14 protein-coding genes are annotated in these 12,069 nt (G+C 66.6%); 10 read left to right on the forward strand and 4 right to left on the reverse strand.

The features are described 5' to 3' along the window. Nucleotides 1-335: 335 nt before the first annotated feature. Complete coding sequence (locus HGB10_06420) at nt 336-929, reverse strand: TetR/AcrR family transcriptional regulator (GenBank protein ID NTU71436.1); 594 nt, start codon at nt 927-929, stop codon at nt 336-338. A gap of 120 nt (nt 930-1,049) precedes the next feature. Here HGB10_06420 and HGB10_06425 point away from each other — a divergent pair, with 120 nt between their 5' ends. The 7 genes from HGB10_06425 (at nt 1,050) to HGB10_06455 (ending at nt 6,305) form a co-directional block, all read left to right on the forward strand. Continuing rightward, entirely contained in the window at nt 1,050-1,547 is a 498-nt protein-coding gene (locus tag HGB10_06425; GenBank protein ID NTU71437.1) for a hypothetical protein, read from the forward strand. 13 nt (nt 1,548-1,560) lie between these two features. Next, nucleotides 1,561-2,292 carry a DUF554 domain-containing protein gene (locus tag HGB10_06430; protein NTU71438.1) on the forward strand — a complete coding sequence of 244 codons (732 nt, stop codon included), beginning with the start codon at nt 1,561-1,563 and terminating at the stop codon, nt 2,290-2,292. Then, nucleotides 2,285-2,818 (forward strand): hypothetical protein, encoded by a 534-nt coding sequence (locus HGB10_06435; protein ID NTU71439.1) that lies wholly within the window; start codon nt 2,285-2,287, stop codon nt 2,816-2,818. The genes HGB10_06430 and HGB10_06435 overlap by 8 nt, the downstream gene beginning before the upstream one ends. Before the next feature lie 191 nt (nt 2,819-3,009). Further along, nucleotides 3,010-4,209: a hypothetical protein gene (locus HGB10_06440; protein ID NTU71440.1), complete on the forward strand. Its 1,200-nt coding sequence runs from the start codon at nt 3,010-3,012 to the stop codon at nt 4,207-4,209. 81 nt (nt 4,210-4,290) lie between these two features. Beyond that, the gene (locus tag HGB10_06445; GenBank protein NTU71441.1) at nt 4,291-4,872 is read left to right on the forward strand and encodes a PspC domain-containing protein; all 582 of its coding nucleotides are present in this window, start codon (nt 4,291-4,293) and stop codon (nt 4,870-4,872) included. A gap of 46 nt (nt 4,873-4,918) precedes the next feature. Then, nucleotides 4,919-5,548: a YhbD family protein gene (locus tag HGB10_06450; protein NTU71442.1), complete on the forward strand. Its 630-nt coding sequence runs from the start codon at nt 4,919-4,921 to the stop codon at nt 5,546-5,548. Between the two features lie 13 nt (nt 5,549-5,561). Further along, a complete protein-coding gene (locus HGB10_06455) occupies nt 5,562-6,305 on the forward strand; it encodes a cytoplasmic protein (protein NTU71443.1) in 744 nt (247 codons plus the stop codon). 22 nt (nt 6,306-6,327) lie between these two features. Here the strand turns inward: HGB10_06455 and HGB10_06460 are convergent, their stop codons facing one another. Further along, complete coding sequence (locus HGB10_06460; protein NTU71444.1) at nt 6,328-6,987, reverse strand: hypothetical protein; 660 nt, start codon at nt 6,985-6,987, stop codon at nt 6,328-6,330. 167 nt (nt 6,988-7,154) lie between these two features. Between HGB10_06460 and HGB10_06465 the strand changes: the two genes are divergently transcribed. Then, nucleotides 7,155-7,646, forward strand: coding sequence for an isoprenylcysteine carboxylmethyltransferase family protein (locus HGB10_06465; GenBank protein ID NTU71445.1), 492 nt, complete (start codon nt 7,155-7,157; stop codon nt 7,644-7,646). After that, nucleotides 7,634-8,083 (forward strand): hypothetical protein, encoded by a 450-nt coding sequence (locus HGB10_06470; protein NTU71446.1) that lies wholly within the window; start codon nt 7,634-7,636, stop codon nt 8,081-8,083. The genes HGB10_06465 and HGB10_06470 overlap by 13 nt, the downstream gene beginning before the upstream one ends. 11 nt (nt 8,084-8,094) lie before the next feature. Here HGB10_06470 and nth read toward each other — a convergent pair whose 3' ends face one another. Both nth and HGB10_06480 read right to left on the reverse strand, forming a co-directional pair. Beyond that, a complete protein-coding gene (nth, locus tag HGB10_06475; protein NTU71447.1) occupies nt 8,095-8,793 on the reverse strand; it encodes an endonuclease III in 699 nt (232 codons plus the stop codon). Nucleotides 8,794-8,820: 27 nt separating this feature from the next. Then, entirely contained in the window at nt 8,821-10,281 is a 1,461-nt protein-coding gene (locus tag HGB10_06480; GenBank protein NTU71448.1) for an MFS transporter, read from the reverse strand. A 142-nt stretch (nt 10,282-10,423) separates the two neighbouring features. Here HGB10_06480 and HGB10_06485 point away from each other — a divergent pair. Next, on the forward strand, nt 10,424-12,069 hold a 1,646-nt coding region (locus HGB10_06485; GenBank protein ID NTU71449.1), incomplete at its 3' end, for a transcription-repair coupling factor.

Consider the following 12,069-nt stretch of genomic DNA (forward strand, 5'->3'; position numbering starts at 1 on the left):
ATATACCGCTAAATCCCACTCGAACCCGTTGCAGGCACACCTGCTTCGCACGCTAAAATACTGGTGCTTGCGACGAAGGGAATCTCGATGTCCGAACCCTGCGAACTGCTTGTAGCGAATGGTGAACCGAACGCACACTGCGAAGGTCCATCGTGCTCGTTTTGGCGGTTGGTCGACCATGTCGACGGCGCCTCAGGTGAAGGGTGCGCCATCCGGCATTATCAGTTGCTCGGTGACGACGACGTTGCCACGTGGCTGCTCTCGGTCAAGACACGCCTCGACGCGGTGGCAGATCACCGCAACGCCCATGACCATGATTCAGAGTCGGCGGTCTGCTAGTCGCACGGACGAATCGCGTTGAACGCCACCCGAGTGATCTGACGCAGCACTTCGTCCAGCGGCTTTTCCGGCTCGAACGCAAGCCAGTCCAGCGCGACGGTCGCGGTCATCCCAAACAGCGCCGACGCACCGAAATCCGGATCGACGTCGGACCTGAAGTCACCGGCCTCCACGCCCTTGGCGATGACGTTGCGCATGACCGTCAGCAGCTCGCGCCGCAGAACAACCAGGGTTTCTCGCCACACACGATCCTCGCGCCACATCTCAGTCATCAGGAGCTTTGAGAACGAGTTCTGCTCGGAGAGGAACTCGAGTTCGGCGCGTACGAGCGCTTGAATCGCGGCGCGCGGGTCGTCCGCGTGCTGCTCGGCAGCCCGCTCGAAACTCGTGATGAGCGGACGCAGGCGGTCGGCTATGAGCGCTTCGACGAGTTCCGCCTTGCCTGCGAAGTGGTAGTACACGGTGCCTTTCGCCACACCCGCACGCTCGACGATGTCGTCCACGGACGCATCGGTGAAGCCCCGGTCCCCGATGAGTTCCATCGCGGCGTCGAACAGGCGCTTCTTGGTGGCATCTGAACGCGTTGACATGCGGGCGGCTCCCGTTACGTGTGCTGACCGGTCGGTCAGATTGTAGTCCATCCCGTGAACTAGCCGCTCATCGCTGGTGCGGGCGTTTGTGCGCACGCGCGGCTGGCGTAGGATGTCGGCATGCTCTATCTCGTGGACGGCTACAACGTCACGCTCTCAGACCCCGCGACGACTTCGCTCACGCTGCTCGAGCAGCGTGAGGCGCTCGTCGCGCGGTTGCGGGTGCGCGGTGCCGAGTTGCTCGGACGAGGTCGGATCGTCGTTGTGTTCGATGGCCGTGAAGGACCGGGGCTATCCTCGAGTCGCGACGGTGGAATCGAGCTTGTCTATGCGCACGAGCACAGCGCCGACGACGAGATTGTCCGCATCGCGGCCGGTGCGGCGGGACAAGTGGTTGTGGTGACAGGGGACCGTGAGCTGACCGAGCGAGTGAGAACACACGCGCGCGCGGGCGGTGAGGGTCGTGCTCCGTCATGCTGTTTCGAGGCGGCGGGGAAGGGCGACCGACGAGTGAAGCGAGCACGTGGCTCGATCGCGCGTGACGCCGGCACGCCGCGTGACGCGGGATCCATCACGCGTGAGATGAGTGAGCTTTGGCTATCGGAAGACGAGAAGTGAGGAGCACTACCTCGTGAGTGGTGTTGTCGTGAACGTCATCGCCATCGTGGTGGGAACCGCGGTCGGTCTGCTGTTCGGCAAGGGGATCCACGACCGGTTCCGTTCGATCGCGTTCTCGGCGATAGGGCTGTCCACGGCGATCATCGGCGCATCGATGTCACTTGGCGGCCTGACGCGGATGGGGCAGACGAAGATGGGAGACTACGCGGCACTCGTGCTGGTGGGCTCGCTCGTCGCCGGCTCACTTATCGGCGAGCTCGTGCGTATCGAGTACTGGCTCGAGCGGTTTGGCGAGTGGCTGCGCGAGGTTACTCAGCGCATCCCGTGGTTCGACTCTGGCGAGAGCGGTCACACCTTGGTCGAGGGGTTCGTGACGGCGTCGCTTCTGTTCTGTGTGGGCGCCATGACCGTGCTCGGCTCGATCAAGGACGGTCTGGGCGACCACTCCGTGCTCTATCTCAAGTCGCTGCTCGACGGATTCGCGTCGGTGTTGCTCGCCACGACGCTTGGAATCGGCGTTGGGTTGTCGATCATTCCGGTGATCGTCGTCCAGGGCGGGATCGCGCTTTCGGCGCAGGCGATCCAGCCGTTCATGACCGAGGCGGTGCTCGCATCTTTGACCTGTGTGGGCGGCTCGCTGATCCTGTGCATCGGCATCGACCTGGCGGGCATCAAGCGCTTGCCGGTCGGCAACATGCTGCCGGCGATCGTCATCGCGATGGCCGCGGGCTGGCTCATTGGCTGACACCGCACAGCCGCTTGAGTCTCCCACGCAGCCCGCTCGCACCGCCGGCTACTGCGCCGTGTGCGACCGGTTCGTGGTGCGAGGACTTGACGGTTCCTGTCCCGAAGGACACCCCGCCGAGACGGTCTCCGGTCGCAGAATCCTCGGCCCCGACGAGGCGGCCCCTGTCCTGCCGCGGTTCAACCTGGCGGCCTTCCTCATCCCGCCGATCTGGGGGCCGGCGCACGGCCAGTGGGTCGGTGCGATCTTCCTCCCGGTGTGGCTGTTCACCGACAGCATCATCGCCACCGCGGGGCGAGGGGGAGTGGCGACCGGCGTGACCGCAACGCTGGTGGTCGTACTCACGCTGGCATTCGGCGCGTTTTTCGCGAAGCGGGCCAACGGGCTGGCCTACCGTCGGGTGATGCATCGCATGACCGCCGAGGAGTACCTGGCCGCGCAACGCAGGTGGGCGATCGCTGCAGTCCCGCTCGCTGCGGTTCTGCTCGGCTGGGCACTGTGGTTCCGTCTGGTGTTCACGCGGTAGCAGCGAGGGTCGTTTCGCTCGAATCACCATCTCCCGAACTCATTCCCGCTGGTGGAAGCCGAGTAGCTGTCCTCCGTTGACCGCGTAACAATGTGATGTTACGGTATCTCACGACGCCGCTCTCGCATCCTACGGGCTGTCGGCGTCGGAGAAGCACAGGCCGCGGGTGCGGCTTACAAGGGGAGAGTGTCATGAGCGACAACAATGAGAACCTCAACAGCGGGGCCGGACCGCACGACGGCACGGGCACGCCGTGGACCGCGCCGGCCCCACCACCACCGGCTCCGCTGCCTCCCGCGCGAAACAACGGTGGAATCTGGGCCGGAGTCATCCTCATCGCAATAGGCGCCATCTTCCTCGCAGGGCAAGTCCTGCCGGGTCTGGCGTGGTGGAACCTGTGGCCACTGATCGTGGTGCTCGTGGGCGTCATCCAGATGTTCACTCCCAACCACAAGGGCGAGTGGGGCTCAGATCGAGTGTTGGACGGCCTGGGCACCGTCATCATCGGCGGCGTCTTCCTGGGTAACACGCTCGGCGTCATCTCATGGACCGTGTGGTGGACGTTCATCACGCTGTGGCCGGTACTGATCGTCGCGTTGGGTGTCAGCCTACTCGGCCGTGGCCTGCGGCAGTCCTGGATCCGCGCGCTCTCGCCGCTGCTCGTGTGGGCAGCGCTCGGGTACTCGGTGGTGGTCTCGTTCACCGGGGCGAGCGGCCTGACTTCCATTCCGGCGATCGTTCAGCCGAGCGCCACCGGCGAGAACTTCAGCTACTCCGAGCAGCTCGGCGACACGTCCACCGCTGCGATTCGTGTGCGCGGCGGGGCGGGCGAGATCTCCATGCGTGGTGGGGACTCACTGGTGAGTGCGTCCGGTGTCACGCCCTACGGCACACCCGAACTCAGCGTGGCGCGTGACGGCCAGGCGGCCGATATCGATCTCACGCTTGCCGGCTCTGACGGCGGCGTCATGATGCCCGGGCTCGGTTCGGCTCGTGCCGACGTCGAGCTCGCCCGCACGGTCATCTGGGACACGACGATCGAGACCGGGGCGAGTGCGCTCGATGCGGACTTCTCGGATGTTCCGCTGCGCCGTCTCACACTGTCGACGGGCGGGAGTAGTTCGACCGTCAAGCTCGGTCGCGTGCCGTCGACGGCGATCGCCACGGACATCGCGATCAAGGCCGGCGTTGCGAGCATCACAATCCTGGTCCCGTCAGACGCCGAGGTGCGCATCGACACGCAGAACGGTCTGTCCGCCACCGACGTGGATCGCAGCTTCAAGGGCCTTGGCGGGGGCGTCTGGCAGACCCCCGGATACGAGAGTGCGAGCAAGACCATCAACATCAGCTTGGAGTCCGGGATCAGCTCGATCTCGGTCCGGACCTACTAGGAGGAGATTGTGACCAGCCCAAACCACCGCTCCGAATGGACGGTACTGATCGGCCTGGCGCTCGTCGGCCTGGGAATCTGGATGTTCCTCGGCAGCTTCGCCGGCTGGATCATCACGCCGATCGTCGCCATCATCCGCGTGGCCTCGAAGGTCATCTGGCCGCTCATCGTCATCGCCATCGGCGTCGCGCTCATCCTGCGCGCTCGCGGTGGCGGGTGGTCGCCGAGCGGTCGCAAGCTCTATCGCTCGCGCGAGGAGCGCATGATCGCCGGTGTGCTCGGCGGCTTCGCAACGTGGCTGGGGGTCAATCCCACGCCGCTGCGCGTGGTGTACGCCATCCTGACGTTGCTGACCGGCTTCGGCTGGGGAATCCTCGCCTACGTGCTCGCGGCGGTACTCCTGCCCGACGAGCCGTTCGGTGTCAACGCACCTGCTGCTCCGGCGCCGCCGGCACCCGTGTGGCCGACGCCCGTCAGTCCCGAGCCGCCCGCGCCACCGGCGCCCCCTGCGCCACCGGCCGAAGCGCCCGCGCCTCCGGTGCCACCGGCCGAGCCCCCGGCACCGCCTGCGCCCCCCGCGCCGGCCGCTCCCACAACCGACGCTGCCGCTCCCGCAGCCGAGCCCGCTCCTGCCCCGTCCATCCCGCCGGAGCCCGAGTCCTGATGGGCCCCGACGCGACGGTAGCGAGTGATGGCAGGAGGTGTGCGGCATGGAAGCCGAGATGATCTCGAAGAAGGACCTGCTCGTGAGCACGAGCATCAGCTACGGGCAGCTCTATCGGTGGAAGCGAAAGGGTCTCATCCCCGAGGACTGGTTCGTGCGCAAGTCGACCTTTACCGGCCAGGAGACGTTCTTCCCCCGCGAGAAGGTGCTGGCACGCATCGAGAAGATCAAGAACATGCAGGACGAGGATGCGTCGCTCGATGAGATCGCGAGCGCAGTGGCTCCCGACCTCGGCGAGACGAGCATGACCATTCAGGAGATTCGCGAGCGGGGGTTGGTGTCCACCGAGGCGATCGACCTGTTCACCGAGAAGGCGGCCGACGCGACCCACCCGCTCGTCTTTGGCGAGGTCGTGTCGCTGTCTGCGCTCGACACGCTGCTCAAGACCGGCGAGGCGAGTCTGGACGAAGGGCGCGTGGTGCTTGACGCGTTGTCTGAGAACTATCCGGCGTTCGAGGATCGGCCGGCGGACCTCATCTTCGTCAGGCGCATGGGCCTGTCGACCGCGTTGCTCGTCTCGAGCGGCGCCGAGGTGCTCTTCGATCGCGCCGCGAAGGTCATTGCCCGCGTCAACCTGAGCGAGAGCGCCGAAGCGCTCCGCGCCCGTATCAAGTAGAGGGGACCCGAGAATGTCCGACCAGATCAGGACCGACATCAAGACCGCCGGTGGCGGGACGTTCGCCGGTGGCACGTACGGTGACGTCACGTTCAACGGGAGCGGTACGATCAACGGTGACGTCGACACGATCACTTACCGCGTCAACGGGGCGGGGACCAGCAACGGACGCGTCAAGGCGCAAAGCATCGTCGTCAACGGTACGGCGGGCTTCAACGGAGAAGTCCAAGCCAACGAGTTCGTCGTCAACGGCGACGCGAACGTGCGGGATGGTGCCGGCGTGGGCAGGCTCGTCGTGAAGGGAAATCTCTCGATCGGCGGCAGTGTAGCGGCCCACGAAGTAGAGCTCCGTGGGTTCCTGCGAATGGGAGGCGACTGTCAGGCCGAGACGTTCACCGGCGAAGGCGGTTTCACCGTCACGGGTCTGCTGAATGCCGGCAATATCGACGTAGCGGTGCAGGCACAGTCGAGCGCCCGTGAGATCGGTGGTGAGCGCATCGTCATCAGGCAGCCTGCGGGGACTTTGGGCAGCCTGACCGGGCTTCTCACCGTGTTCGCCGAGAAGCGTCTGACCGTGGAGACCATCGAGGGCGACGTCGTCTGGCTTGAGAACACCACCGCAAACGTCGTGCGCGGCAAGAACGTGACCGTCGGGACGGGCTGCATAGTCGACCTCGTCGAGTACGCAGACAGTTACACCCCGGCGGGAACTGCGCAGGTCAAGGAGGCCCGGCAGGTCAGTGGTGCGGGGGCCTAGTGGATGGCAGCGGCGCTAGCGTTCAGCCGATGACGAACCACGAGAAGTACGTGTTGGCGGTCGCGACCTTGCTCAACTTCACGAGGAACTGAGTCTCGCTGTCGGGCTTGGCGTACTTGAGATACACGCCGGTGCCCGCGTTTTGCAGCGTCACGAGCACGAGCGATGAGTTCTTGATCCCTCCGGGTACGGTCACCCGTACGAGTGACTTTCCTCTCGGGACCTTGCCTCGACCCGACCGGGTGAACGTCGAGCGACCAACGACCTTGAGCGCGACGCCGCTGGCCTCCTCGTTCGCCGCGAGAACGCCCGTCTGATCGCCTCTTTCAGCAACGCCCGCCACACCGATTCCATGCCCCGGGTCATCGGCGAGTACCGCGCCGGCGAGGCCCACGAAGTTGTCGCGGATGGCAAGCGGTGACGGCATAGGGCACGGACCGGCGATACGCGCGTACTCGTATCCCAGCCCGCCATCGGCGCCTGTCGATGTGGTGATGTAGGTGCCGCCGGCACCGCCGAAGTAGGTGCCTCCGACCGTCACGGGATCGCCCGTCTCGGCACCGGCAACGTCTGGACTCATAGCAGATGCGACAGCGCCGGCCGCGATCGCCAGCGTTCCCGCGAGGAGGTCGCGTCTGGTGAACTCCGCCGCCGCCTCTTGCGCGCGCTTCACATTCCTCATCGTGGTGCCCCCATCCCTCCGGTTCCCCGGTCGTCTGCTCGGACCACCCAAAGTCCGACCCCACCGTGGTATGTTCCGAATCCGGTGCCCGCGAAAACAGCGCGCTGAGAGTTGTGACCGCGGGCACGCACGGGCGTGGCGATCGGTCTTCGATGGGGAAGGTCCTGATGACGCAGAAGGCGTGGTGGCACGGGCGGCGCGGAGAGTGGTTCGTCGTCGTGCAGATCGTGCTGTTCGCCATCGTGGCGATCGGCCCGACCACCGCGCCCGGGCTTCCCGACTGGTCGCCTCTCGCGCAGGTCATCGGCTCGTGGCTCGGCCTCTCGCTCATGCTCGCGGGGGCGGGAATCGCGGTTGCAGGGCTGTTTCGTCTGGGGCCGAACCTCACGGCGCTGCCGTATCCCAAGGACGGCTCGGTGCTGGTCGACTTGGGCGCCTACGCAATCGTCCGACACCCCATCTACAGCGGGCTCATCACCGCAGCGTTCGGACTCGGTCTGTGGCGGCACGGCTGGTTGACGCTCCTGTGGGCGCTGGTGCTGTTCGCGTTCTTTGACGTGAAGTCGCGTCTCGAGGAGCGATGGCTTTCCGAGAAGTTCGGGGACGCGTACAGCGAGTATCGGACACGCGTGAAGAAGCTGATCCCGTGGGTGTACTGAGCGCTCTGCGCAGGGCGACATCGGCTGCGCTTGTGACCTTCGCGCTGATCGTTGTGACCCTCGCGGTGGGCTGTGCCCGGGTCGGCAACGGGATGCAGGCAGACCTGTCTGAGCTGCTCGGGGCCAGGGGCATTCAGGTACGGGTCGCATCCGCCGAAGCCCCCATCTCGAGCCGCGCAGGCTACGTCGTGCTCGCCGACGACGCCCGCACCGCTCGGCAGATTGTGGATGCGCTGGGACTTGCGCCGCTCGACCCCGCGAGGCTGCCACAGCCATCGATAGTCAGCGCGGCACCGGGGCCGATCAGCAGGATGTGGGGGATTGCGGGCCGCCCCGCGTCGTTGCGGCTGTCAGACGGCGGGCAGTTCGAGTACCTCTATGTGGCGGTCACGGAGGCAGGCCAGGTGTTGGTATTCGCCGAGTACGCCTACGGCTGAGGCGCTCGTGCCTAGAGCGACTCGCGCCAGTTCGCAGGTACATGCGCGCTGGGACAGATGTCCTCGAGGAAGCACTCTCCGCACGCCGGACGCTGCGCGGTGCAGACCTTGCGGCCATGGTTGATGAGGTCGTAGTTGACCCGATGCCAGTGATCCGCGGGGAAGATCGCCATCAGGTCGCGCTCGACCTTGTCCTGGTCGCGTTCCGTGGATAGCCCGAATCGGTGCGCGAGTCGGAAGACGTGGGTGTCGACCGCGATGCCCTCGACGATGCCGAACGCCTCACCCAAGACGATGTTGGCGGTCTTGCGCGCAACGCCCGGTAGCGTCGTGAGCTCCGTCATGGACTGCGGTACCTCGCCGCCAAACTCCGCGACGATCATCTGGCAGGTGCGGATGATGTTCTTCGCCTTCTGGTGGTAGAAGCCCAGCGTCCGCACGTACTCCTCGACCTCGAGTTGGTCGGCGCCTGCGAGATCGGCAGGGGTGGGGTAGCGTGCGAACAGAGCGGGCGTCGCCTTGTTGACGCCCACATCGGTGGTCTGCGCCGAGAGGATCACGGCGATGAGTAGTTGGTAGGCGTCGGCGAAGTGCAGCGCCGCGTGCGGGTCGCCGTAGGCGGCCTCAAGCCGTTCTCGGTAGATGGGCGCGAGTGTTTCCCGCTCCTCGGCGGTGAGCTGGGGGATGGGTTCATCGGCTGCACGGACCATAGCGTCGCCTTTCTCGGGCACACGAACCTACGCGGCTGAAGGGTTCTCTGTCGGACCGGGTTCGAGCCAGTTCGGACGTAGCGCGAGCACCACGGCCCACGCGAGCAGGACGACGCCGGCGAGCAACACCGCGCGATCCGGGCCGATCGCCTGCCCCACCGGACCGAACACGAGCGCCGAGAACGGCATGATGCCCACGAACGACATCACGAACAGCGCCATCACGCGCCCGCGCAGGTAACCCGGCACCGAGGACTGGATCGACGTCATCGCCAGCGAGTTGGTGGCCATGAGCGCGGCACCGGCGAGCACCGAGAAGACCGCCATCGTCCACTCGACGTGCATCTGCGAGAACAGCGACACGAACAGCGCGAACGCGAAGAGCGTGTAGGGGATGACGCGGTTTCTCGGCGTGGTGTCGGGCAGGCTTGCGACGCCCAGCGCGCCGAGCAAAGCCCCGAGGCCGTTGAACGCCATGATCGCGGCGACGGCGCGGCTGACCTGCTCGACGCTGCCGCCGAGGTTCTCGGCGACGATAGCCGCGAGCAGTGTCATGTAAGGGAAGCCGAAGATCGTGAGCATGGAGGTCGAGATGATGAGCATTCCGACGGCGCGGTTCTGGCGCGCGTAGACGATACCGGCGCCGACGCGCTGCATGACGGTCTCGTCCGTGCGTCGCTTGGGGTCGGTCTGCGGGCTGAACTCGGCGCGTGACCGTATCGCGGCCAGGGCCAGGATCACGAAGATGAAGCTCGCGGCGTTCGCGTAGAAGACCAGTCCCATCCCGGCGCCTGCGAGCACCATCGCCGAGACGATCATCGGGCCGAACATTCTCGAGGACTGGAACTGCACTGCATTGAGCGCGATGGCGTTCATGAGCGACTTGCGCGGCACGAGGTCGGGCAGCATCGACTGGAACGCCGGCATCATGAACGCCGAGAAGACCCCGGCGATCAGTCCGAGTGCCGAGACGAGCGCGAGCGAGAGTATGGGCCGCTCGGGCGTGAGGATGCCCGAGTCATACAGGACGCCCAGCGCGATGGCCTGCGCGAGCAGTACGACCTGTATGACCATGAGCAGCTTGCGCCTGTCGAACCTGTCGGCGATGTCGCCCGCCGGTATCGCGAGGAAGAAGACCGGTGCGCCTGAGATGAACCCGACGAGCCCCGCGTAGAGCGAGGCCTGCTCGGGGGCGAGTCCGTAGACGACGATCACGAGAGCGGCGTTTTGCATCCACGAGCCGATATTGCTCACGAGCGCGCCTGCCCAAAACAGGCTGAAGTCGCGGTGAGTGAAGGAATGGAAGGTGTTGGCGACCCAGCCCTGGCGCACAAGTGCCGCCGGTGGCACCTCGGTGTCGACCTCGATCGTCAGCGGGTCTTGCGACGCGAAGTCGTCAGGGTTCTCGGCGACAGAAGAGGATGTCGGGGACTCGAGATCGCCCTCGGTCGGCGCTGCTGCGGGGTCGTTGCCAGTGTGCTCGGGCACGTTCGGGCGGCTCCTCTCGTGTCTGCAAGTCACCAGCATACGCTTGCCTTCGGCCGCCTGCGGGACTACCCTTCAGTCCCCCGCCCGGCATGCCGGAAGCGGGCTTTCGTGCTGTTCACCACCGCCTGAGGAGTTCGCCCCGATGCTCATCGACCGCCTCGCACTCTCGCTGTCGAGCGCCACCCCCGTCGCACACGTCGTCGATCTGCTGGCGCGCGGCGATGACGCGACGCTGGCGACACCCGGCATCGTCCGGCCCGCACTCGTCGCGTCGCTGTTTGCGCTCGAGCCGCGGCCCACGCTCGTGGTCCTGCCCGGCGAGGAGACCGCCGAGCGCTTCTGGCGTCAGGCCGCCGCGTTTCTCGGCAGGGAGCGCGTCTTGCACCTGCCGGACCGCGCCGATCTGCCGTGGTCGGACACCGCGCCTGACCTCGCGGTCGTCGGCGCTCGCGCGCACGCCCTCTACGCGCTGGACAAGGGTCGCCCGGTCATCGTGGTCGCCTCGGCTCGCGCACTCATGAGGGCGGTTCCGCCGCACGGCAGCCGCGCGTTCGATCCGCTTGTGCTCGCTGCCGGTGCGCAGCTCGACCTGGAGCAGACCGCCGAGACGCTCGCGCGGATGGCCTACGAGCGCGTCGAGGCCGCCGAGTTGCCCGGCCAGTTCGCGGTGCGCGGCGGCATCCTCGACGTGTACCCGGCCGGTTCAACGGCGCCGGTTCGCGCGGAGTTGTTCGGCGACGACATCGAGACACTCCGTCACTACGTGCCCTCGACCGGCCAGGCAATCGGCGACGCGGGATCGGTCGAGGTCTTCCCGTGCCGAGAGCTCGCGATCTCGAATCGCGGCGCCGAGGTCGTCGAGAAGGCGATGCGCGACCGCGCGCTGAAGAACCCATCAATCGCGCGCGAGGTGGAACTGATCGGGCAAGGCGTGTACTTCAACGGAGTCGAGCGTTATCTGCCGTTGCTCTACAAGAAGACCGGCTCGGTCACCGACTTCCTCGCGTCCGACACGCTCGTTGTCGTCGCCGAGCCGCGCTCGTTGTTCGATGACGCCGTGCGCCGCCGAGAAGAACTCGAGGCCGCCGCGCCCGCCGCCAACGTGCGCTCGGTGCTGCCGGACAAGGGTGCGCTCGAGGGGCTCTACATCACGCCCGCGCAGCTCGACTTCGGCGAGCGCCAGCGCCTCACGCTCGTCTCGCTGCACCGCGCGGGCGCCGGCGTCGACGCCCAGCTCGCAGCACGCCGCCCCGAAGTCTCCGGCGGCGAGGAGCGTTTCATCGGCGGCGTGCGCTCGCTCGCCTCGACCGGCTACGCGGTCGCCGTCACCGTCCCCGACCGCCGGACGCGTCGCCGGATCGAGGACTCGCTCGCCGGTGCCGGCGTCGCCTTCTCCGAGCGCCGCGACCACGTCACCGCCGATGGCGAACCGCAGGCGATCGCGCCGCTCCCAGGCGACGCCGTCACGCTCGCTGACACCGATGTGCCCGCAGGCTTCGTCGTGCCCGACGCCAAGGTCGCGGTCATCTCGATCGACGACGTCTACCCACGCTCGTCGATTCGCCGGGCGCGCCGTCAGATCGATCCGACCCGCGTCACCTTCGGCTTCGCGCCCGGCGACTACGTGGTGCACGCGACGCACGGCATCGCGCTGTTCCGCGAGATGGTTCGCCAGGAGGTTCTCGGCGCTGAGCGCGACTACCTGCTGCTCGAGTACGCCAAGGGCGACAAGCTCTACGTGCCGGTCGAGCAGATCGACCGCATCACCAAGTACGTGGGAGCCGAAGG

The sequence above is a fragment of the Coriobacteriia bacterium genome (genome assembly GCA_013334745.1).
Lineage (GTDB): Bacteria > Actinomycetota > Coriobacteriia > Anaerosomatales > JAAXUF01 > JAAXWY01.

Coding starts and splice junctions, on each gene's coding strand:
- HGB10_06420 (NTU71436.1), bottom strand. CDS start 929: ATGTCAACGCGTTCAGATGCCACCAAGAAGCGCCTGTTCGACGCCGCG.
- HGB10_06425 (NTU71437.1), top strand. CDS start 1,050: ATGCTCTATCTCGTGGACGGCTACAACGTCACGCTCTCAGACCCCGCG.
- HGB10_06440 (NTU71440.1), top strand. CDS start 3,010: ATGAGCGACAACAATGAGAACCTCAACAGCGGGGCCGGACCGCACGAC.
- HGB10_06445 (NTU71441.1), top strand. CDS start 4,291: ATGTTCCTCGGCAGCTTCGCCGGCTGGATCATCACGCCGATCGTCGCC.
- HGB10_06450 (NTU71442.1), top strand. CDS start 4,919: ATGGAAGCCGAGATGATCTCGAAGAAGGACCTGCTCGTGAGCACGAGC.
- HGB10_06455 (NTU71443.1), top strand. CDS start 5,562: ATGTCCGACCAGATCAGGACCGACATCAAGACCGCCGGTGGCGGGACG.
- HGB10_06460 (NTU71444.1), bottom strand. CDS start 6,987: ATGAGGAATGTGAAGCGCGCGCAAGAGGCGGCGGCGGAGTTCACCAGA.
- HGB10_06465 (NTU71445.1), top strand. CDS start 7,155: ATGACGCAGAAGGCGTGGTGGCACGGGCGGCGCGGAGAGTGGTTCGTC.
- nth (NTU71447.1), bottom strand. CDS start 8,793: ATGGTCCGTGCAGCCGATGAACCCATCCCCCAGCTCACCGCCGAGGAG.